Below are 21,836 nucleotides of genomic sequence, written 5' to 3' on the forward strand. Positions count from 1 at the left end.
TCCGAATGAACCCTTAAATGGATAAACGCAGGAGATTGAGAAGGCTCTGACAAAGTTAAAGTTCTCCTAAAACACGTTGAACCGGTTTAAAGCTACGGCGATGCTCGGCGATAGGCCCATGCTTAGCTAACATTTCTAAATGCACTGCGGTTGGATAACCTTTATGTTTCGCAAATTGGTAAGCGGGGTGACGACGGTCAAGCTCTGTCATTTCCTGGTCACGGGCAACTTTAGCGATAATTGAGGCGGCACTTATCTCAGCGACCAAGCCATCGCCTTTGACTATAGCTTGACAAGGTATCGATAAGCTTGGCTCACGATTGCCATCAATCAGAGCGAAGTCTGGAACAATACTTAATGCTTCGACAGCCCGAGACATTGCCAGCATGGTGGCATGCAATATATTTAATTGATCAATCTCTTGCGGATTGGCTCGGCCCAGCGCCCAACACAATGCATTGCTCTTAATTTGTTCGGCTAAAACAATACGTTTTTTCTCCGAAAGCTTTTTAGAGTCGTTCAAACCACTAATGGGTTTATTGGGGTCCAATATTACCGCGGCGGTAACTACATCGCCCACCAGTGGACCACGACCGACTTCATCAACACCAGCAAATAAACAAAAACCAGAGGGGTAGATAAACTGTGTCATCACTAACTCCAATGAAGGACAAATATGACTAGTGAATAACTAGCTATTTATTACATCGATAACAGCCTGAGCGGCCTTTTGGTCAGCATTACAACGGATCTGCTGATGCAAGTGAGAGAACTGTTCGAGCAACTTGCTGTTGTCACTTCTCAGCAGGCGACTAATTTCAGCTACAATATTATCGCTAGTACAATCTTCTTGTACATACTCTTTAACAATCATCTCATCAGCCAATAAATTGGGTAACGCGGCAAACTTAGCGTTCACGATCATTTTGGCGATACGATATGTAAGCGGCTTGAAGCGGTATGCAACAACCATCGGACGTTTTACTAACATTGCCTCGAGAGTTGCAGTGCCAGAAGCAAGTAAAATAGCGTCGGCGGCGGTCATCACTGCCCGAGCATGTCCATCTACGATTTTTATATCCAGCTCAGGTGCATGCTCTTGAATTAAAGCCTCAAATTGTTCTCGGCGGCGTTGATTAACCAGTGGCGCCACTAATTGTAAACCGGGAAAACGCTTAACTAACTGCCTTGCAGACTCTAAAAATACAGGGCTTAATAAGCCTACTTCCGCGTGTCGGCTGCCAGGAAGAATCGCCAATACTTTTTGCTTGGTATTTAAGCCCAGCAGTTCGATGGCTGGCAATTGTGGATTAACCATCGGTACTTGATCTGCCAAAGTATGACCCACAAATTCACAAGGAACCTCAAAGCGATCATAGAAGGCCTTTTCAAAAGGCAAAAAGACCAATATTTTGTTGCAGCCTTCTTTAATTTTGAACACCCGCTTTTGCTTCCAAGCCCACACTGAAGGGCTAACATAATGGACTGTTTTGATCCCATTAGCATGCAACTTATGCTCAACCCCCAAGTTGAAGTCAGGAGCATCGATACCAATATAAACATCAGGAGGGGAATTCAAGTAGTGTTGTAGGATCTGCTTGCGTATCTTGAGGATCCTTGGCAACCGGCCTAATACTTCAACTAAGCCCATTACCGAAAGCTCTTCCATATCGAACAACGCTTCACAGCCTTGCTCTTGCATCAAAGGGCCTGCAATACCTGAAAACCGAGCGTTCGGATAGTGTTGTTTAAGAGCGGTGATTAAACCTGCACCTAAAATATCGCCGGAGACTTCCCCGGCGACGATGGCAATATGCAAATTGGCTTGCACCATTAGCGAACAATACCCCTACCATTCTCTTTCAAAAAGTCAGCGAATAATTTAACTTCAGGAAACTGCTCAGCTGACAACTCAATTTGAGTCAAGGCCTCATCCAAGGTGTTACCACTGCGATATAGAGTCTTGTAAGCTTGACGAATCGCCTTAATCGCATCTTTACTAAAACCCCGGCGTAACAAGCCTTCGGTGTTAACAGCAACCGGACGAGCGTAGTTACCCACTGCCATCACATAAGGGGGGACATCTTTATTAACCGCTGCACAGCCGCCGATAAAGGCATAAGAACCGACTTTACCGAACTGATGAATAGCCGCTTGACCACCAAAGATAACATTATCTCCAATAGTAACGTGGCCTGCTAAAGTAGCATTATTAGCAAAAATACAACCGTTACCCACTACACAGTCATGAGCTACATGAGCGTTAATCATAAATAAACAGTTACTGCCTATTTTGGTTACGCTGTTATCTTGAGCGGTTCCACGATGAATGGTTACGCTTTCTCGGATAGTGTTGTTATCGCCAATTTCCAAATAGGTTTCTTCGCCAGCATATTTTAGATCCTGACAATCCTCACCCACCGACGCAAACTGATAGATGCGATTATTGTTGCCAATTTTAGAGTGACCTTTAATAACGACATGTGAAGCAATTTGACAATTTTCACCTATTTGAACTTCACCGCGAATAATAGTAAAAGCGCCCACGGTAGTGTTGGCACCAATGCAGACATTACCTTCAATGATCGCTGTGGGGTGTATACTAGCCGAGCTATCAATCATAACGTTTTCCACCTACTTATAGGCTCTGCGGGCGCACATAATTTCGGCACTACAGACTATTTCATCTTCTACTTTGGCAACACAGTTGAACTTGCCAACCCCGCGACGATCTCGCAATAATTCTACCTCTAGGTGTAAAACATCACCTGGACCTACTGGTTTCTTAAAGCGCGCATTATCAATACCCGCAAAAAAATACAATTCATTCTCGCTAGGTTTAGTGGTTGATTTAAATGCCAAAATACCGGTACATTGCGCCAAAGCTTCCAGAATGAGAACACCAGGAAATACCGGTTGTTGTGGAAAGTGCCCAGTAAAAAAAGGTTCGTTAAAGGTCACGTTTTTTACCGCATGTAAGGTTTTGCCTATTTCAAAATCTAGTACACGGTCAACTAATAGGAACGGGTACCTATGTGGCAACAATTCCATAATATCTTGAATTTCTAAGCGATTAAGTTCTTTAGTCAAAATGTGTTCCTAGGTTAATCCTGATCGGAGCTTTTATTTCGCTCCAAGCTAACAATTCTTTTGTGCATCTCATCAATTTGAGAGAGCCGAGCCATGGATTTACGCCACTTTCGATTGGCTTGTATCGGCATACCCGATGAGAACACCCCTGCCTCAGTGATAGATTTAGTCACCATTGAGTTGCCCGTTAGAGTGACCTGATCGCAGATACTAATATGCCCATTGATAGCCACGCCACCGCCAATTATGCAGTAACGTCCTATTTTAGTACTTCCGGCAATACCTGTTGTCCCAGCGATGGCTGTACCACCGCCAATAGTTACGTTGTGAGCAATGTGTACCTGATTATCAATGATCACATTTGACTCTATAACTGTATTATCTAAGGCACCGCGGTCTATTGACACTGATGCGCCTATTTCGACATTATCGCCGATAATCACCGAGCCAACTTGAGGGATTTTTATCCACTGGCCCTGCTTATTAGCATAGCCAAAACCATCACAACCAATCACGGTATTACTTTGTATTAAACAACGAGCACCAATTTCTACCCGGTGATAAATGCTGCAATTAGCCCAAAGTTTAGTGCTGTCGCCAATAACGGCTTGTTTACCAATGAAACAACCTGCACCTATTTGAACCCCATCACCTAGCTTAACACCATCTTCGATTACCGCATTGGGGCCAATAGCGACACCACTACCTAGAACAACGTCTTTACCGATAACGGCGCTATCAGCGATGCCATTAGCACAACGAGGTGTTGTATCTAACAATTGCGCTAACAAAGCATAGCTGACATAAGGGTCTTCGCTAATTAGCACATTACCACTAAAAAGCGCCGCGTCCGCTTTGTTTAAAATCAGTGCGCTAGCCTTACAAGCCGCTAACAAAGGCTTGTATTTAGCATTGGTTAAAAAGCTAATTTCCTGATCAGCAGCGTGTTCAAACGGAGCGATACGTTTAATCGTTTGCTCAGTGTCACCTTTAATAGTAAGGCCAAGTTGCTCTGCAATTTGGCCAAGACTTAAAGACATAATTACTTACTCTTACTAACTTGTTGAACCACTAACTTAGTAATATCGAGAGCCTCTGATGCATAAGCCGTAGCGTCTAAAGGTAATACTAAATCGTAGCCTTGAGATTTAGATACTTCAACCACAGCGTCCTGAACTTTAACCATCAATTTCTGCTGTTCTTCAGCACCACGGCGACGTTGATCTTCTTCTAAGTTTTTACGCTTTAACTTGTACTCAGCTTGCATAGTCTCGAGCTGACGGGTTATTTTGGTCACTTCTTGTTGACCAAGCAACTCACCATCTTTTTCACGTTTGTCGAACAAACGTTGCATTTCAGCTTCCAAACCACGCACTTCTTGGACTCTCACTTCAAATTCATCTTTCAGGGTTTTCTGTAAAGTATCGCGTTGTGGTAGTTGCTGAAAAACTTCAGCAATATTAATAACAGCAATTTTAGTCTCAGCTAATACAGCAAAGCTCGGTGCCATAATGGTTGCAGCTAGGGCAACAGAAGCAATTAGTTTTTTCAAAAGTTTTCTCCTAAATCAAGAATTAAAATGTTTGGCCAATATTGAATGAGAAAGTCTCGGAACGATCTCCTTCGTAGCTTTTTATTGGTTTAGCAAATGAGAACACCAGTGGACCCATTGGCGAAAGCCATTGAATAGCAACCCCCACTGATACTCGAATCCTATCTGGGGAAGAATAATCCCCGAAACGGTCACAACGGCTGATACATTGCATTTGGTTATATTGTTCAAAATCAAACTCGGTATCCCATACTGTACCGAAATCTACGAATGCAGTTGTACGGACCTGTCGAATATACGCTTCATCTAAAAACGGAGTGGGGAAAATAAGCTCGGCGCTGCCCACCGCTAAGGCGTTACCACCTACAGAGTCATCTGATGCCGTCACATAAGAACTACCGTTAGCATCAACAATATAAAGAGCTCGAGGTCCTACGGTGTTAGAACGGAAGCCGCGTAACGTTGAATAGCCACCGGCATAGAAATTCTCAAAAAACGGCAAGATTTGATCATTGCCCTCAATTTGTCCGTAACCATTACCATAACCCAACTTACCACGAACAGTAAAAGCCCAATCATGGTTAGTGGTAATAGGGAAGAAATGGCGGGTGTCAAAACTCATTTTAAAATACTGTACATCCGACCCCGGTACGGTAATTTTTGTATCGAATTTTTGCGAAGAACCCGCCGTTGGCATCGAGCCATTGTTTAACGAGTTTCTCGTCCAACCAAACGTGGTATCTAAGGACTGAAAAGTTAATGAGCCATCGTCATTACGGTGTGGTGAGTAAATATCCCAAAATTGCTGAATTTGTGCGTAAGCATTTAATTGAGAAATCTTATTTTGTTCTAAACCTAGACTTGCGCTTAAACGGTTATATTCATTGACTGGAAAACCTAGCGTGCCACGTAGGCCAATGGTTTCGTTGTTATAATCAACAATATCTGCCTTTGAGGCTTCAAAATCCGTGTAATAAAAACGTCCACCAAAACTGACGCCATCTTTAGTGAAATAAGGGTCGTTAAAATTCACATCAAAGTTTTTAGAGTATTTGTTGGTACTAACGTTAATACCGGCCCGATTGCCCGAGCCTAAAAAGTTATCTTGCTGTACCCCTGCCGATAAACTTAAGCCAGACTCTGTACCAAAGCCAACCCCTGCATTAAACGAGCCTGAAGGTTGCTCTTTTACCACAAAATTTATGTCTACTTGGTCTTGCGACCCCGGTATTTTGACGGTCTCGACATCGACGGTTTCAAAAAAGCCAAGTCGACTTAAACGAGAGCGAGACTGCTCGACCAAGCGACTGGATAACCAAGTGCCTTCCATTTGGCGCATTTCTCGGCGCAACACTTCATCTTTGGTAATGGTATTACCGCTTACATTGATTCTTCGAACATACACACGACTACCAGGATCAACGTTAACATTTAGAACCACCGTTTTGTCTTCATCATTAATCACGGGGAACACACTAACTTGCGGGTACGCATAACCGTAGCGACCTAGAAACTTGGAAAGAATTTCTTCTGTCTTGGTCACTTCGGCGCCACTGTAAACATCGCCAGACTTAATACTGACAAGCCCATTCAGCTCTGCACTCTTATCGAGTAAGTTGCCCGCTAACTCAACTTTTTCCACGCGATAAATGTCGCCTTCGTCAACATTGATTGTAATGTAGATGCCTTTTTTATCTGGCGTTAGCGCTACCTGAGTTGAATCGACTTTAAAGCGAATATAACCACGATCATAATAAAAGCTATTGATGGTCTCTAAGTCGCCCGCTAGTTTTTGCTTTTGATACTTCTGATCGGCTAATACATTCCACCATGGGGCACGATCGGTGAGGGTCATACGTTTAATTAACTCACCAGACGAAAACTGTTGATTACCAATAACATTTATCTGTTGAATTTCGGCTGATAGACCTTCTTGGAAGTTAAACTTTAAATCGACTCGATTACGCGGTAACGGTGTGACAATCGATGTCACTCGTGCGCTATATTTACCCACACTGTAATAAAAATCTTCTAAGCTTTTTTCAATGTTTCGTAGATTAGTCTTGTCTAACGGCTCACCTATTTTAATCCCTGAGGAGCGCAGCGACTCTTCAAGTTGCTCGGTTTTAATATCCTTATTGCCTGAATACTCGATACTGCTTACCGTGGGTCGTTCAAGAACTTTAAACACCAAGGCATCTCCATCACGGTACACTTGAACATCTTCGAAGTTGCCACTTTTGTACAAACGTTTGATGCTGGTGCTAATTTGGCCGCTGTCTACATCATCTCCCACTCGAAGCGGGATCTGTAATAATGCTGCACCCAGAGAAACTCTTTGTAGGCCCTCGATACGAATATCAGCCACAGTGAACGCTGTTTTACTTTCAGCAAAAGAAGACCCTGCGAGACAAGCCAGAAAAAGTCCAACTACCAACTGCATTTTGAACATAAGAAAATAAAACGTCCTATTAATTGTTATAAGCGCATAAAGTCATTAAATACGGCTAATGTCATTAGAGCCATAACTAATACTGCACCAATCCTAAATCCTATCTCTTGCACTCGCTCTGAGACAGGTTTGCCCGTTACTGCTTCAACAGCAAAAAAGACTAAATGACCACCGTCTAAGACCGGCAATGGAAATAAGTTTATAATGCCCAAATTAATACTAACTAACGCGATAAAGCCTAAAAAATAGACTAAGCCATAATCGGCTGTTGCACCTGCGCCTTTAGCGATGGATATTGGACCGCTAAGGTTATCTAAAGAAACTACCCCTGTCACCAATTTACCTATCATAGAAACAGTCAATTTGCTTAAATGCCAAGTTCGTTCTAATGATTTGCCTATAGATTCAACAATGCCGTAGTGTAAATCGATTCTATATTCTTCAGGGTACTCGGCAATTTCAGGTGCAAGGCCAACATAACCACTGGCATGACCTTGATAAACCCTAGATTCTGGAACCAATGTCAAACGCTGAGTTTGACCATCTCTTAAGACTTCTATTTCCATATCTTGCTCAGGTTTAGCCTGCACAACATCGACAAAGTCTTGCCATTGGTTGAGTGTGTTCCCATCTACAGCCAATAAACGGTCGCCTTTTTGTAAACCGGCGATGTCTGCCGGCTTACCATCAACCACCTGTGACACAGTGAGTGAAACTGCGGGTGAAAATGGCCTTAATCCTAAACTTAAAATCGGGCTTTGCTGCTCGCTATCTAACTGCCAGTCGCGGGTATCTAGTTTGACGGTGGATAACAAAGAGGTTTGCGCATCTTTCACCGTCATTTCAATAGAGTCACTACCTAACTGACTCACTAGGACGAAGTTTACACTTTCCCAATCTAAGGTTCTTTCACCGGCAATTTCGATTATTTCTTGACCTGCCACTAAACCACTTTGGCTAGCGACAGTTGATGGCGCCATTTCCCCTAAAACAGGTTTAACCGCTGGGACACCAATCACAAACATCAGCCAAAAAGCCATTATTGCCAATAGAAAGTTAGCCATCGGGCCTGCAGCGACTACTGCACTTCGCTGGCTTAAGCTTTTGTTATTAAATGCTTGAGCGCGCAACTCTGGGGCCACTTGAGCGACTCGCTCGTCGAGCATTTTTACGTACCCCCCCAAAGGGATTAACGCGACTACATACTCGGTGCCGTCTTTTGCAGTTTTACGCCATAACGCTTTACCAAAACCAATAGAAAATCGTTCAACTTTTACACCACACCGTCTGGCTACCCAAAAATGACCAAACTCGTGGACAGTCACTAAGATGCCCAAAGCAATAACAAAAAATGTGGTATTCCAAATGATTTCGTTCATGCAAAGATCCTTTTAACTGCTGCATCGGCATGCATTCGCGCCCTCTTGTCGACCTCGAGTAAAACTGAAAGTTCAGTTTCCAAACCGATATAACTCAGTTTATCTAAACAACTGGCTACTACTTCTGCAATTTGGGTAAATTTTATACGCCCTGACAAAAAGGCAGCAACAGCTATTTCATTAGCGGCATTCAAACAGGTGGTCGCCGTTTGACTGTCATAACATGCATCAACAGCAAGCTTTAGACAAGGGTAACGCGCATAGTCAGGGGGAATGAAACTTAACTCGCCAATAGAAAAAAAGTCGAGCGGCTGAACCCCTGATACTTGTCGGTTTGGATAAGCCATCACGTGAGCGATAGGAGTGGCCATATCAGGCTCTCCCATTTGGGCTAAGACTGACCCATCGCAGTATTGAACCATAGAGTGAATAATAGATTGGGGATGAATAATGACATCAATTTGCTTAGGCTGAGTATTAAAGAGACGTTTGGCTTCGATATATTCCAGCCCCTTATTCATCATAGTGGCTGAATCAACCGAGATTTTTTTGCCCATCGACCAATTAGGGTGAGCACAAGCTTGCGCAGGCGTAACCGCAGATAAACTCGCTACATCACTATAACGAAATGGTCCACCAGAACCGGTTAACAAGATTTTACTGATTCCCGAATCAGCTAAGTCACAATGCCCAAGAGACTGTTGAATATTATCAGGCATACATTGAAAAATAGCGTTGTGTTCACTATCTACAGGAAGGATTCGGGCACCACTTTGGCGAGCAGCGTCCATAAAAATAGCGCCACTCATAACCAATGCTTCTTTATTAGCGAGCAATACGGTTTTGCCGGCCTTTACTGCCGCTAAAGTAGGGAGTAAGCCGGCAGCACCAACGATAGCGGCCATCACTAACTCAACCTCAGGCTCAACAGCTAGTTGAGCAATGGCATTTTGATCATTGAGCACCTCACACGATAACGCCAAATCGTGCACCATACGGCGCAATTGTTGATTACTCTCATCGTCAGCCATTACTGCATATTTAGGCGCAAACTCTCGGCAGATATCCACCATAGAAGCTACATTTTTACCGCCGGTCACACCATACAAAAAATAACTATTGGGGTTTTCGCGTAATACTTTTAAAGTGCTACAGCCTATTGAACCCGTAGCGCCCAGAATGACAAGGTTCTTACTCATACTCGCTTACATCCAGTGTAGGAAGAAGAACGCAAATACCGGCATTGCGGCGGTAAGACTATCAATTCGGTCTAGCAAACCGCCATGCCCAGGCAATAAAGTACCACTATCTTTAATACCGGCTTGACGCTTGAACATACTTTCAACCAAATCGCCAACGACTGAAGCCAACACGGTACAACAACTAGCAAGCAATAATATCAGCACCTTCCCTTCAGGGATGTCTAACAACAGCAACGCGGCGATAGTGACCAAACTTGCCACAGCAAACCCGCCGAGCAATCCTTCAATGGTTTTTTTAGGGCTAACATTTTTTGCCAGTTTTCTTTTACCAAAACGCTTGCCGGCAAAATAAGCGCCAGTATCAGCAGCCCAAACCAGCAGCATGACGTAAACAACCCACGCTCCACCCACCAAAGGGTTGCTCTGATCGATGTTGCGAAGAAATACCAGCGACCAGAAAAAAGGCAAAAGGATAATGAGTCCAGAGACGATTTTGAAAGTAGTTAATTTACCCCAAATTGTGGCTGATTTTGGATAAGTAAAAAGCAATGCAATACTTCCTAACCAACAGGCGGCGGCTATCGATAACAGGACACTAAACCAAACTGAGTGACTGACGCCCTCTAGAGGAATTTGCCAAAGGCTGAGACCAAATACCAAGGTAAATACGACAAAGAAAGCGGCGCGTATTTTTGGTACATCGGAAACGATTCGAGCCCACTCCCTTGCAGCTAGTAATAGCACTACAGCAAACACCAATGCCAACGCTAATAGTGGCAGTTTGAAAATGGCAGCAAGCGCGAGTGGCGCTAATACCAGCGCGGTTATTATTCGTTGCTTAAGCAAAACTGTCCTCATTATATTGATTGTCTTTCAGCAGTTCCTGTACTTGTTCTCCGGTACAGCCGAATCGCCGTTCACGACTAACAAAGGTAGCCACTGCATCACCAAAAGCTTGCTCGTCAAAGTCTGGCCATAATACATCACAAAAACACAATTCAGAGTAAGCTGTTTGCCACAATAAAAAATTGCTAATACGGTGATCACCGCCAGTACGAATCAACAGGTCAACGTCACCAACAGTATCACAAGCCATAACATCAGAAATATGCTGCTCAGTTATATCTTCAGCTCGTAAACTGCCAGAGGCAACTTTTTGCGCCATTTGCTGAGTAGCATTTAATATATCCCACCTACCGCCGTAATTAGCAGCAATATTAAGAATTAGGCCGTCGTTAGCTGCTGTATCCTGCTCAGCTTGAATGATACGTTTTTGCAGTTTTTCACTGAAACGAGAAGTATCACCAATTATTCTTAGTTGTACATTATTGTTTTTCAGTTTTTTAACTTCGCGTTGCAAAACGGTTAAAAACAAATTCATTAAGCTTGACACTTCGTCTTCTGGCCGGCGCCAATTTTCACTGCTGAAAGCAAATAAAGTAAGAGACTTAATTTCAAGTTGCGTGGCGAAGCTCACTGAGCGACGAACGGCTTTAACACCGGCTTGATGGCCGAACATCCGAAGCTTACCGCGTTGCTGAGCCCAACGGCCATTGCCGTCCATGATAATAGCAACGTGTTTAGGCATTGCCTCTTTCATTGCTAATTGCAGTTCTTTGGGTAAAGTCATACTTACTACTCGTACTTACAAAAAAAAACCGTGTAACAAGACACGGCTATTTTTAACTCAAATAACGTTTAAACTTCCAGCAACTCAGCTTCTTTTACCGCGAGTGCAGCATCAACTAACTTAACCGAAGCGTCAGTGATTTTTTGAATGTCGTCTTGTGCTTTTCTATCGTCGTCTTCACCGATTTCTTTTTCTTTAAGTAAATCTTTAATGTCACCATTAGCATCACGACGAATGTTTCGAATTGCTACACGCGCCTGCTCTGCTTCAGCACGAACGATTTTGATCAAGTCGCGGCGGCGTTCTTCGGTAAGCATTGGCAACGGTATACGAATTAAGGTGCCAGCTGAAGAGGGGTTAAGACCTAAATCTGAACTCATGATCGCTTTTTCTACAGCACTAATTAAACTGGCGTCAAAGACTGTTACGGTTAGCGTTCTTGAATCTTCAGTAGATACGTTACCAACTTGTTTGAGCGGAGTATCGACACCGTAATAAGGCACCATGATGCCATCTAATAGACTGGTATGGGCTCTACCCGTTCTTACTTTAGACATTTGAGTCTTAAGCGACTCAATACTTTTGCTCATGCGAGTTTGAGCATCTTCTTTAATTGCATTAATCACGATAACTTTCCCTACTCTGTTTCAGCTTTATTCGATAAATGATGAATTGTGGTTCCTTCGTCATAACCCATAACAACATTTTTCAAGCTACCTGCTTTATTCATGTTAAACACACGAATTGGCAGGTTATGGTCACGAGCAAGTGTAAAGGCCGCAAGGTCCATCACTTTTAATTCTTTATCTAATACTTCGTTGTAATCTAGTTCGCTGTATAGCGTTGCACTAGGGTCTTTTACTGGGTCGGCAGTATATACACCATCAACTTTTGTCCCTTTTAGCACTGCTTCCGCCTCAATCTCGATGCCACGCAAACATGCAGCAGAGTCTGTAGTAAAAAACGGATTACCAGTACCGGCAGAAAAGATGACTACTTTCCCGGCTTTTAGATTGCTGATAGCATCAGCCCAGTTATAAGAATCACACACGCCGTTCAGCTCGATAGCTGACATAAGACGAGCATTTACAAAATTTCGGTGCAGCGCATCACGCATCGCCAAGCCGTTCATTACGGTTGCGAGCATACCCATGTGATCGCCAACTACGCGGTTCATACCTGCTTTCGCTAGGCCTTCGCCTCGAAACAGATTGCCACCACCAATAACTAAGCCAACTTGGATCCCTAGTTCAACCAACTCTTTTATTTCAAGAGCCATACGGTCGAGTACTTTAGGGTCAATACCAAAACCTTCGTCACCCATGAGGGCTTCACCTGAAAGTTTTAAAAGAATGCGGCGGTATGCAGGTTTAGGATTGGTGCTCATAGCGATGATATTCTCTCAATAATTACAATACAAGAAGGTTGCGGCATGATACCGCAACCTGAAGAACAACTAAAATTACTTTTTAGCTGCGGCGATTTGTGCAGCAACTTCTGCAGCAAAGTCTTCTTCTTTTTTCTCGATACCTTCGCCAACTTCTAAGCGAACAAAACCAGCAACCGTAGCGCCTTTCTCTTTCAAGATTGCACCAACAGTTTTCTTAGGTTCCATAATGAACGCTTGACCAGTTAACGAGATTTCACCGGTGAATTTCTTCATGCGGCCAGTAACCATCTTCTCAGCGATTTCAGCAGGCTTGCCTTCATTCATCGCGATTTCGATTTGAAGTTTTTTCTCTTTTTCAACAACATCAGCTGGAACGTCGTCAGGAGATAAAAACTCTGGCTTAGAAGCAGCAACGTGCATAGCAACGTGCTTAAGTGTCTCAGCGTCAGCTTCACCAGTTACAGCAACACCAATACGCTCACCGTGACGGTATGAAGCAATTGAAGCGCCGTCTAAGTATTCAACGCGACGAATTGAGATATTTTCACCGATTTTAGCCACTAACTGAACGCGCGCTTCTTCGAAATTAGCTTTCAAAGTGTCGATGTCAGTTTTTTCTGCAGCAGCAGCTTCAGCAACTTTTTCAGCAAAAGCGGTAAAGTTAGCATCTTTAGCCACGAAATCTGTTTGACAGTTCACTTCTAACAAGGCAGCAAAACCAGCGCCTTCTTTAATGATAATTGCACCATCAGCAGCAATGTTACCTGCTTTTTTAGCCGCTTTAGCAGCGCCACTTTTACGCATATTATCAATCGCTAACTCGATGTCACCATCAGTTTCAGTCAACGCTTTTTTACAATCCATCATGCCTGCGCCAGTGCGGTCGCGCAGTTCTTTTACTAGGGCAGCAGTAATTGCCATTTGTTTGATCCTCGATTAATTATCGGATAAAACTCAGGGGACAAGCTTGCCCCCTGCTATTCATCAAGCTTACTCAGTATCAATGCTTATGCATCAATTACTCAGCAGCTTCCTCTACGAAACCATCTTCTTCAGCTTGTACTACGATGTCGTCTTGACGACCTTGAAGTACCGTATCAGCAGCTGCGCCTAAGTACAATTTAATTGCACGGATAGCATCGTCGTTACCAGGAATGATGTAATCAACACCATCAGGTGAAGAGTTTGTATCAACTACAGAGATTACAGGAATGCCTAGGTTGTTTGCTTCGCGAATAGCGATATGCTCGTGTTCAGCATCAATCACAAACAATACGTCAGGTAAACCGCCCATGTTTTTGATACCGCCAAGGCTTTTTTCAAGTTTTTCCATTTCGCGAGTGCGCATTAACGCCTCTTTCTTGGTCAACTTTTCAAAAGTACCGTCTTGGCTTTGAGCTTCTAGATCTTTAAGACGCTTGATAGATTGACGTACTGTTTTCCAGTTAGTCAACATACCACCTAACCAACGGTGGTTAACGTAGAATTGATCAGAACGAAGCGCTTCAGTTTTGATAACTTCACCAGCAGCACGTTTAGTACCAACGAAAAGAACTTTACCTTTCTTAGATGCAACTTTCTTAAGAACAGACATTGCATCATTAAACATAGGTACAGTTTTTTCTAAGTTAATGATATGAACTTTGTTACGAGCACCAAAAATGAAAGGCTTCATTTTTGGGTTCCAGTAACGGGTTTGGTGACCAAAGTGTACGCCTGCTTGAAGCATATCGCGCATTGAAACGTTTGCCATTATAATTTCCTCATATGGGGTTAGGCCTCCACACATCCCATTTTACCGACCAAACGCAAGCGTTCAGCACCCCGGAAAACGTGCCGATGTGTGTGTGTGATTAAAAATATTTAAACTATAAATATTCAATTAGTGTCAGCATACACCCTAATTCGAAAACCAGAGTAATTACTCACGGCGCGCTTTATACCATAAATCATAATATTGTTAAAGCTTAGCGCCAAGTTTTAGCTAATTTTAGCTTCTACTACAACTCCTCGCTGCCTTACGGTAAACTAGCGCCATAACCAAGTTAAATACTCAACTATTAGTCCCATGAGCATAGTAATAAAAACCCCAGAACAAATCGAAAAAATGCGCATTGCCGGTCGCTTGGCTGCCGATGTATTAACGATGATAGCGCCATACGTAAAAGTAGGCGTCAGTACAGAAGAGCTGGACCAGCGCTGTCATGACTATATAGTGAATGAACAGCAAGCTATCCCTGCTCCGCTAAATTATCACGGCTTCCCTAAATCGATCTGCACCTCGGTAAACGATGTGGTTTGTCACGGTATTCCATCCGCCACTCATATCTTGCAAGACGGCGATGTAGTGAACATTGATATTACGGTAATTAAAGATGGCTACCATGGCGATACCTCGAAAATGTTTATGGTAGGTAATACCAGCCCAGCCGATAAGCTTCTCTGTCGTGTAACCCAACAAGCCCTATACCAAGCGATTAAAGTGGTGAAGCCTGGGAATAAAGTCAGTGACATTGGTAACGCCATTCAAAAGTACTTAAAAAAAGGCAACTACCGTTACGGTATTGTGGACAATTTTTGTGGCCACGGTATTGGTGAAGGTTTCCATGAAGAACCGCAAATAATGCATTATCGCAATAATGACCGAACCGTTCTTCGAGCAGGAATGTGTTTCACCATTGAGCCCATGATTAACCAAGGCAAAAAAGGCAATCGCGTAGATTCAGGCGACGGTTGGACTGCAACGACCTTAGACGGAAAGAATTCAGCTCAATGGGAACATACTTTATTGGTCACTGAAAATGGCGTAGAAGTACTCACATTACGTGAAGAAGAAGACCTACCTCGAATCATTAAGCACTAAATATAACAAGAACACGCTATTGAGGCTAAGTCATGGAAACGACACTCGCATCACCGCCGCAACCAAAAGTTGACGACATATCATTAAAAAGCTGTAAAAGTTACTTAGATCAGCTTCAGGAATATTTAACCGATCAGTTTAATCTAGGCGTTCATGTTGTAGAGCTAGTTCAACTGCGCTCAAGCCAAATGGACCTTTTGTTAAAAAGCTTGTGGCAACATTTCGGCCTCAACGTATATCAAGATCTGTCGCTTCTCGCTGTGGGTGGATATGGTCGAGGAGAGCTTCATCCCCGCTCTGATATTGATATTTTAATAGTAAGCCGAGAAACAATTGCGAAAGAAGCCGCTGACAAAGTCAGTGCTTTTATCACTCTATTATGGGATATACGTCTTGATGTAGGGCAAAGTGTAAGAACGCTGGCTGAGTGTTTAGAGCTGGGCTTACAAGACATTACTATTGCCACCAACCTCCAAGAGTCACGCTTATTGGTTGGCAATAAAGATATTTATACCGAGTTGTGTTTAGCGGTATGTGCCGATAGTTTTTGGCCAAGTGAAGCATTTTTTCGCGCGAAAAAGGACGAACAACAAAGTCGCCATCGCCAATATAAAGGTAATGCCTACTCGCTTGAACCAGACATTAAAGCCAATCCTGGCGGCCTAAGAGATATTCAGACCATCTGTTGGGTTGCGGGTCGACACTTTGGCAGTAGCGATTTAGAAGAGTTGACCAAGCAGAATTTTTTAACTCAAGCCGAGTGCCGAGAACTTCAAGATTGCCGCGATTTTTTATGGCGGGTACGTTTTGCATTACATATTCATCTGACAAAAAGTGACGATCGCTTATTGTTTGACCGCCAATTAGCGGTAGCACAATCTTTAGGTTACGCGGGTGACCACAACGCGCCTGTTGAGCGCCTAATGAAGCACTTTTTTCAAACCATTCGTCGCATTTCAGAACTAAATGAAATGCTACTACAATTGTTTGATGAAGCTATTCTCGGTAATACCGCGATGGACGTACAGTCGGTTGACGAAAACTTCATGTTACGTGGCAACCTCATCGACAGTAACCATGCCTCATTGTTTCTGCAACATCCCGAACAAATCTTAGTGATGTTTTTGCATATTGCTGACAACCCAAAGATTACCGGAATTTATTCCGCTACCCTACGCCAATTGCGTGAAGCAAGACGCCGCCTAACTCACTGGCTACAAGACATCCCCGAATGTCGTCGTAACTTCCGGCGTTTAATGAAACACCCCAATGTTACGGGCTTACCCTTGACCTTAATGCATCGTTACGGGGTATTATCTACCTACTTTCCCGCCTGGAGCCGGATTGTAGGGCAAATGCAGTTTGATCTTTTTCATGCATTTACTGTTGATGAGCATACCCATCGGCTAATTACCAAAATTCATTCATTTAACGACAGCAAAACCAAGGATACCCATCCGCTTTGCTGTGAAATATATCCTCGCTTAGAGCGTCCAGACCTGTTGGTATTGGCAGCGATATTTCATGACATAGCTAAAGGGCGTAAAGGCGACCATTCTACCCTGGGCGCGGTTGATGCTGAAGAGTTCTGTCTGGCTCATGGCTACAGTAAGCCCTCGGCCAGAACCGTAGCGTGGTTAGTCAAACATCACCTATTAATGTCGGTTATTGCGCAAAAGCGGGATATCTATGACCCTGAAGTCATCTCCGAATTTGCCAAAGTTGTGCGTGACCAACGCCATCTAGATTTGCTGTTGTGCTTAACGGTAGCGGATATTTGCGCCACGAACGATGACACTTGGAATAGCTGGAAGCGCACATTATTAAGCGAATTATATAACTCCACTCAAAAAGCCTTACGCCGTGGTTTAGAAAACCCGGTTGATATCCGTGGAGTAATTAGAGACAAGCAGTTAAAAGCAATCAAATGCTTAGAGCTTAAAGGCTATTCAGAAGAACAAGTACGTGGTTTATGGCAACGATTTAGAGTCGATTACTTCTTGCGCCACACTCCACAACAAATTGCTTGGCACACTGACAACCTGTGGGGGCACAGTGATGAGGAAGCCCTTGTATTAGTGAGCCGTCGTGCCACGCGTGGAGGCACGGAAATATTCATCCACTGCCCAGATATTCCACATCTGTTTGCATCTGTCGCAGCTGAGCTTGACCAAAAAAACCTCACCATTCATGATGCCCAAATAATGTCTAGCCGAGACGGCTATGTACTCGACACTTTTGTCGTGCTAGACCGAGATGGCGAACCCCTATCATTAGAGCGCGGCATTCTGTTACAACAAACCTTAGCAACCAAGCTGCATGTAGCAGTTCCTATAGATTTAAAACAACGACGGGTGCCACGGCAAGTTCAGCAGTTTTCTATTGCACCAAGAGTAGAATTCTTGCCCACCAAAGGGAATAGAACGCTGATCGAGATAGTCTCCTTGGACAAACCCGGCTTATTGGCTAGAATAAGCGCCGTATTTCAATCATTCAACTACACAATTCATGCTGCTAAAGTATCTACTATTGGTGAAAAAGCCGAAGATTTCTTTAGCATAAGTAATTGTGAACGAGAAAAACTAAGTCCGGAACAAAAGCAACAGCTTAAAAGTATTCTGGAACAAGCACTCAAACAATAATATATAGCAAGCTCAACCACTATTTGGAGACAACCATGTCTAAAGACTTTTTTAGTTACGCCATTGGTGTGGGAAGTAAGAACGCAAATGGCCAATGGCTAGAAGTTTTTTTCCCCGCTCCTGTGTTAAACCCAAGTCATGCAGAAGTCACTCACTTAACCAAAGGCTTAGATTACGCCAATGGCAAACAGAATATCGAATTGGACGATGCCAGTCTTAATATTTTAATCGCCAACGCCATCGCTTTAGACCTTAAGCAACAAGTAACCGCTCTTCAGGCCTTAGTAGGTAGTGAACAACCACGAGTACTCTGCTTACTAAATGAAGACAATGCCGCAGAATCAACCCCTGAAGCATACTTAAAGCTACACTTATTATCGCACCGCTTGGTGAAACCTCACGGTACTGACTTAAGCGGTATCTTTTCAGTATTACCTAACGTGGCGTGGACAAATCAGGGCGCCATTGACTTAGCTGAACTACCTGCTCGCCAACTAGAAGCACGTGCTAAAGGCGAACTTTTGCAAGTTACCTCGGTAGACAAATTCCCTAAAATGGCCGATTACGTAGTACCGAGCGGCGTTCGAATTGCCGCTACGTCTCGAGTGCGTTTAGGCGCATACATCGGCGAAGGTACCACCATAATGCATGAAGGTTTCTGTAACTTTAATGCGGGAACAGCTGGCACCAGTATGATTGAAGGTCGCATTTCAGCGGGTGTATTTGTAGGCAAAGGTTCTGACTTAGGGGGTGGCTGCTCAACAATGGGGACGCTATCAGGCGGTGGCAACATCATCATCTCGGTAGGTGAAGAGTCGTTAATCGGTGCCAATGCAGGTACCGGTATTCCACTTGGTGACCGCTGTATCATAGAGTCAGGCTTATACATCACAGCAGGCACTAAAGTGGTGCTTATTGATGAGAATAAACAAGCCGCTGGTACCGTTAAAGCCCGCGACTTAGCAGGTAAACCTGATTTATTATTCCGACGTAATAGTGTGAATGGTGCAATTGAGTGCTTAACAAACAAGTCTGCTATTGAGTTGAATGAAGAGCTACACGCTCATAACTAATTAAAGGCATTAGCCAAGTGAGTAACTCACTTGGCTAAATATCTCAAAATATCTAAAAAATACCTCCTCAGCGATAAAAACCTTCCTATTTCACAACGCTTCCATAATGAATAAGCTATGCTGCTATTAACAGGCTACGCAGCGTATTGCGGTGATAACTGTTCCAGCATTAGTTAAACGTTTCGTTATGAAGGAAAGTCTATGTACAAAAACCTAAAAAGCATTGGGATCACCAATCCATCAGACATTGAACGCTACAGCCTTCGTCAAGAAGCCAACTCTGACACACTCAAAATCTACTTCCACAAGGAAAAAGGCGACTTTTTAACGCGAAGCGTAAAATTCAAGTATCCTCGCCAAAAGAAAACGGTGCTGGTTGACGGGGGGCGTGGTACTTATAAAGACGTATCAGAGATCAATACTAACTTACGTTTCATCGTGGAAGAATTAGATAAAATAACGCGGCGTGAACAACAAGAAAAAGATACCAAACAACAAGTATTGGCCGAATTAAAGCATCTTGAAAAAGTAGTGATAAACAAAATTGCGGAAATAGAGGCTAAACTAGAGCGGCTTTAAGCAAATCAACCAACAAAAAAGGAGGCCTCAGCCTCCTTTTTTAGTATTTACCAAACCTTAAATGGTTTGCAAATAAGCTTCCATGTCGGTTTTTAAGTTATCTGACTTAGTACCAAAGATAGCTTGAACACCTTGACCAGCAATCACCACCCCTGCCGCTCCCAAAGCTTTAAGCTGAGGTTGGTCAACAGATTCGATAGATTTAACTTGAATACGCAGACGTGTAATACAAGCATCTAAACTAACGATGTTGTCTTTTCCACCAAATGCATCAACCAAGTTTTTAGACATTTCGCTTTCATTAAGTACTGCAGCACCCGCTGAACTGTCTTCGTCTTCACGACCTGGCGTTTTCAAATCTAGTTTCGCGATAACTACACGGAATACGGTGTAGTAAATAGCCGCATAGCCCAAACCAATTATTGGGAACAGCCACATTTTCTGAGAGTTGCCAGACAATACGATGAAATCAATCAAACCGTGTGAGAACGAAGTACCATGTACCATGCCTAACGAGTTAGTGATTACAAAAGCTAAACCAGCTAGTAGCGCGTGGATAACGTAAAGAATTGGCGCTACGAATAAGAATGCAAATTCAATTGGTTCGGTAATACCTGTTAGGAATGAAGTCAGCGCAGCTGAAATCATAATACCGCCAACTTTAGCGCGGTTTTCAGGTTTAGCCGCGTGCCAAATAGCAATAGCAGCAGCAGGTAGTCCGTACATTTTGAACATGTAACCGCCAGCTAATTGACCAAAGCCATTACCCGCAGCTCGTGAAGCTTCGTCGGCTTGTAAGTAACAAGTTAGTACGCCGTTAACCACATCACCAGCAGCATTAGTACATTGGCCCGCTTCGAAGAAGAAAGGTACGTTCCAAACATGGTGAAGACCAAATGGAATCAATGAACGCTCAACAATGCCGTAAATACCAAAGGCTAAGGTTGGGTTTTGTTCTGCTGCCCAGTGGGAGAATACTGCGATGCCATTACCAATAGGAGGCCAAATAAAGGCAAGTAACACACCTAAGAAAATGGTCAAGAAACCGGTAATAATAGGTACACTCCGCTTACCAGCGAAGAAGCCTAAGTAAGAAGGTAACTGAATTCTAAAGAAGCGATTAAACGCCCAACCAGCTACACCACCCGCTAAAATACCGCCAAGTACTCCAGTATTGATGCTTTCTACGCCCATAACTGGTGCCATAACAACCAGTGTTTTTTCCATGATGGTGAAACCAACAATAGATGCTAGCGCCGCAACACCATCATTATTGGTAAAACCTAAAGCAACACCAACGGCGAAAAGAAGCGCCATGTTACCGAATACTGCGTCACCCGCATTCATCATTAATTGTGAAACAATAGAGGGTATCCAACTGAAGTCAGCGGCGCCGACCCCAAGTAAAATACCAGCAACTGGCAGCACGGATACGGGTAGCATCAGTGCTTTACCTACCTTTTGCGCTTGCGCAAATAAATTATTAAACATAGTAAGCTCCTAGAGGGCTGTTAGTGTACTGAATATAGCCTTAGCCAAAAATATCAAAAAGGCTAATTAATAACGCATTTTCTTTAATTATTATGAAGTAACCGCAAACTTGGCCGTATTACGATTTCTAGGCATAGTTTATGCCTACTAGCTGGATAAAAATGCGATTCAGCACATGTTAAACCCCACTTTTTGTAACACTTTGTAACAAGCTATATCCCCCCAGATACGTTGCTGTCTATTGGTAACAAATCAGCTCTACTAAGAGGGCTTTTGCAATAATTTGTATCTACTGATAGCTACTCTGTCCAAACCATCCAATTTAAAATAAAAAACCACAAAACAAACCAAACAAAGCACAAAAAACCACCAAAATAAAAAATAAAAGAACATGAAACGGTTTTCACGCCATTAGTGTGATTCAGTTCACAAGACAAAACCGAAATCTACTGAGACAATGCGATCGACATAATGTTCCATAGGAATTGGATTT

The 21,836-nt window shown here is 43.3% G+C and carries 19 protein-coding genes and 1 pseudogene; 4 read left to right on the top strand and 16 right to left on the bottom strand.

What is annotated here, in order from left to right:
* Positions 1-55: 55 nt before the first annotated feature.
* From rnhB to rpsB, 15 genes are all read right to left on the bottom strand, one after another.
* Complete coding sequence (rnhB, locus tag M0C34_RS12890) at positions 56-652, bottom strand: ribonuclease HII (RefSeq protein ID WP_248712091.1); 597 nt, start codon at positions 650-652, stop codon at positions 56-58.
* Between the two features lie 39 nt (positions 653-691).
* On the bottom strand, positions 692-1,834 hold the full coding sequence (gene lpxB, locus M0C34_RS12895; RefSeq protein ID WP_248712092.1) for a lipid-A-disaccharide synthase: 1,143 nt from the start codon (positions 1,832-1,834) through the stop codon (positions 692-694).
* Positions 1,834-2,622, bottom strand: coding sequence for an acyl-ACP--UDP-N-acetylglucosamine O-acyltransferase (lpxA, locus tag M0C34_RS12900; protein ID WP_248712093.1), 789 nt, complete (start codon positions 2,620-2,622; stop codon positions 1,834-1,836). Before lpxA ends, lpxB begins: the two co-directional genes overlap by 1 nt.
* 12 nt (positions 2,623-2,634) lie before the next feature.
* Positions 2,635-3,090 carry a 3-hydroxyacyl-ACP dehydratase FabZ gene (gene fabZ / locus M0C34_RS12905; protein ID WP_248712094.1) on the bottom strand — a complete coding sequence of 152 codons (456 nt, stop codon included), beginning with the start codon at positions 3,088-3,090 and terminating at the stop codon, positions 2,635-2,637.
* Positions 3,091-3,104: 14 nt separating this feature from the next.
* The gene (gene lpxD / locus M0C34_RS12910; protein WP_248712095.1) at positions 3,105-4,130 is read right to left on the bottom strand and encodes a UDP-3-O-(3-hydroxymyristoyl)glucosamine N-acyltransferase; all 1,026 of its coding nucleotides are present in this window, start codon (positions 4,128-4,130) and stop codon (positions 3,105-3,107) included.
* Positions 4,131-4,132: 2 nt separating this feature from the next.
* Positions 4,133-4,642 carry an OmpH/Skp family outer membrane protein gene (locus M0C34_RS12915; RefSeq protein ID WP_248712096.1) on the bottom strand — a complete coding sequence of 170 codons (510 nt, stop codon included), beginning with the start codon at positions 4,640-4,642 and terminating at the stop codon, positions 4,133-4,135.
* A 22-nt stretch (positions 4,643-4,664) separates the two neighbouring features.
* Positions 4,665-7,094, bottom strand: coding sequence for an outer membrane protein assembly factor BamA (gene bamA / locus M0C34_RS12920; RefSeq protein WP_248712097.1), 2,430 nt, complete (start codon positions 7,092-7,094; stop codon positions 4,665-4,667).
* A 26-nt stretch (positions 7,095-7,120) separates the two neighbouring features.
* Positions 7,121-8,473 (bottom strand): sigma E protease regulator RseP, encoded by a 1,353-nt coding sequence (gene rseP, locus M0C34_RS12925; RefSeq protein WP_248712098.1) that lies wholly within the window; start codon positions 8,471-8,473, stop codon positions 7,121-7,123.
* The gene (gene ispC, locus M0C34_RS12930; protein ID WP_248712099.1) at positions 8,470-9,672 is read right to left on the bottom strand and encodes a 1-deoxy-D-xylulose-5-phosphate reductoisomerase; all 1,203 of its coding nucleotides are present in this window, start codon (positions 9,670-9,672) and stop codon (positions 8,470-8,472) included. The genes rseP and ispC overlap by 4 nt, the downstream gene beginning before the upstream one ends.
* A 6-nt stretch (positions 9,673-9,678) precedes the next feature.
* Positions 9,679-10,521 carry a phosphatidate cytidylyltransferase gene (locus M0C34_RS12935; protein ID WP_248712100.1) on the bottom strand — a complete coding sequence of 281 codons (843 nt, stop codon included), beginning with the start codon at positions 10,519-10,521 and terminating at the stop codon, positions 9,679-9,681.
* Complete coding sequence (locus M0C34_RS12940; RefSeq protein WP_248712101.1) at positions 10,514-11,305, bottom strand: isoprenyl transferase; 792 nt, start codon at positions 11,303-11,305, stop codon at positions 10,514-10,516. Before M0C34_RS12940 ends, M0C34_RS12935 begins: the two co-directional genes overlap by 8 nt.
* A gap of 68 nt (positions 11,306-11,373) precedes the next feature.
* A complete protein-coding gene (frr, locus tag M0C34_RS12945) occupies positions 11,374-11,931 on the bottom strand; it encodes a ribosome recycling factor (RefSeq protein ID WP_248712102.1) in 558 nt (185 codons plus the stop codon).
* 11 nt (positions 11,932-11,942) lie between these two features.
* Positions 11,943-12,692, bottom strand: coding sequence for a UMP kinase (pyrH, locus tag M0C34_RS12950; protein ID WP_248712103.1), 750 nt, complete (start codon positions 12,690-12,692; stop codon positions 11,943-11,945).
* Positions 12,693-12,767: 75 nt separating this feature from the next.
* Positions 12,768-13,616, bottom strand: a complete 849-nt coding sequence (tsf, locus tag M0C34_RS12955) for a translation elongation factor Ts (RefSeq protein ID WP_248712104.1) — start codon at positions 13,614-13,616, stop codon at positions 12,768-12,770.
* A gap of 97 nt (positions 13,617-13,713) precedes the next feature.
* Positions 13,714-14,448 (bottom strand): 30S ribosomal protein S2, encoded by a 735-nt coding sequence (gene rpsB / locus M0C34_RS12960; RefSeq protein WP_248712105.1) that lies wholly within the window; start codon positions 14,446-14,448, stop codon positions 13,714-13,716.
* Positions 14,449-14,748: 300 nt separating this feature from the next.
* Here rpsB and map point away from each other — a divergent pair.
* The 4 genes and pseudogenes from map to M0C34_RS12980 form a co-directional block, all read left to right on the top strand.
* Positions 14,749-15,558 (top strand): annotated as a pseudogene (gene map / locus M0C34_RS12965) (type I methionyl aminopeptidase); the annotation flags it as partial.
* A gap of 32 nt (positions 15,559-15,590) precedes the next feature.
* Entirely contained in the window at positions 15,591-18,200 is a 2,610-nt protein-coding gene (gene glnD / locus M0C34_RS12970; protein ID WP_248712107.1) for a bifunctional uridylyltransferase/uridylyl-removing protein GlnD, read from the top strand.
* A 35-nt stretch (positions 18,201-18,235) separates the two neighbouring features.
* Positions 18,236-19,273, top strand: coding sequence for a 2,3,4,5-tetrahydropyridine-2,6-dicarboxylate N-succinyltransferase (gene dapD / locus M0C34_RS12975; RefSeq protein WP_248712108.1), 1,038 nt, complete (start codon positions 18,236-18,238; stop codon positions 19,271-19,273).
* Positions 19,274-19,474: 201 nt separating this feature from the next.
* A complete protein-coding gene (locus tag M0C34_RS12980; protein ID WP_248712109.1) occupies positions 19,475-19,852 on the top strand; it encodes a DUF3461 family protein in 378 nt (125 codons plus the stop codon).
* 57 nt (positions 19,853-19,909) lie between these two features.
* Here M0C34_RS12980 and ptsG read toward each other — a convergent pair whose 3' ends face one another.
* Entirely contained in the window at positions 19,910-21,343 is a 1,434-nt protein-coding gene (gene ptsG / locus M0C34_RS12985; RefSeq protein WP_248712110.1) for a PTS glucose transporter subunit IIBC, read from the bottom strand.
* Positions 21,344-21,836 lie beyond the last annotated feature (493 nt).

Source organism: Agarivorans sp. TSD2052 (assembly GCF_023238625.1).
Classification (GTDB): Bacteria; Pseudomonadota; Gammaproteobacteria; order Enterobacterales; family Celerinatantimonadaceae; genus Agarivorans.

Bases quoted from the DNA above. Each gene is read 5' to 3' on its own strand.
- rnhB (WP_248712091.1), bottom strand. From the start codon at position 652: ATGACACAGTTTATCTACCCCTCTGGTTTTTGTTTATTTGCTGGTGTT.
- lpxB (WP_248712092.1), bottom strand. From the start codon at position 1,834: ATGGTGCAAGCCAATTTGCATATTGCCATCGTCGCCGGGGAAGTCTCC.
- lpxA (WP_248712093.1), bottom strand. From the start codon at position 2,622: ATGATTGATAGCTCGGCTAGTATACACCCCACAGCGATCATTGAAGGT.
- lpxD (WP_248712095.1), bottom strand. From the start codon at position 4,130: ATGTCTTTAAGTCTTGGCCAAATTGCAGAGCAACTTGGCCTTACTATT.
- bamA (WP_248712097.1), bottom strand. From the start codon at position 7,094: ATGTTCAAAATGCAGTTGGTAGTTGGACTTTTTCTGGCTTGTCTCGCA.
- rseP (WP_248712098.1), bottom strand. From the start codon at position 8,473: ATGAACGAAATCATTTGGAATACCACATTTTTTGTTATTGCTTTGGGC.
- ispC (WP_248712099.1), bottom strand. From the start codon at position 9,672: ATGAGTAAGAACCTTGTCATTCTGGGCGCTACGGGTTCAATAGGCTGT.
- M0C34_RS12940 (WP_248712101.1), bottom strand. From the start codon at position 11,305: ATGACTTTACCCAAAGAACTGCAATTAGCAATGAAAGAGGCAATGCCT.
- pyrH (WP_248712103.1), bottom strand. From the start codon at position 12,692: ATGAGCACCAATCCTAAACCTGCATACCGCCGCATTCTTTTAAAACTT.
- tsf (WP_248712104.1), bottom strand. From the start codon at position 13,616: ATGGCAATTACTGCTGCCCTAGTAAAAGAACTGCGCGACCGCACTGGC.
- rpsB (WP_248712105.1), bottom strand. From the start codon at position 14,448: ATGGCAAACGTTTCAATGCGCGATATGCTTCAAGCAGGCGTACACTTT.
- glnD (WP_248712107.1), top strand. From the start codon at position 15,591: ATGGAAACGACACTCGCATCACCGCCGCAACCAAAAGTTGACGACATA.
- dapD (WP_248712108.1), top strand. From the start codon at position 18,236: ATGTCTAAAGACTTTTTTAGTTACGCCATTGGTGTGGGAAGTAAGAAC.
- M0C34_RS12980 (WP_248712109.1), top strand. From the start codon at position 19,475: ATGTACAAAAACCTAAAAAGCATTGGGATCACCAATCCATCAGACATT.
- ptsG (WP_248712110.1), bottom strand. From the start codon at position 21,343: ATGTTTAATAATTTATTTGCGCAAGCGCAAAAGGTAGGTAAAGCACTG.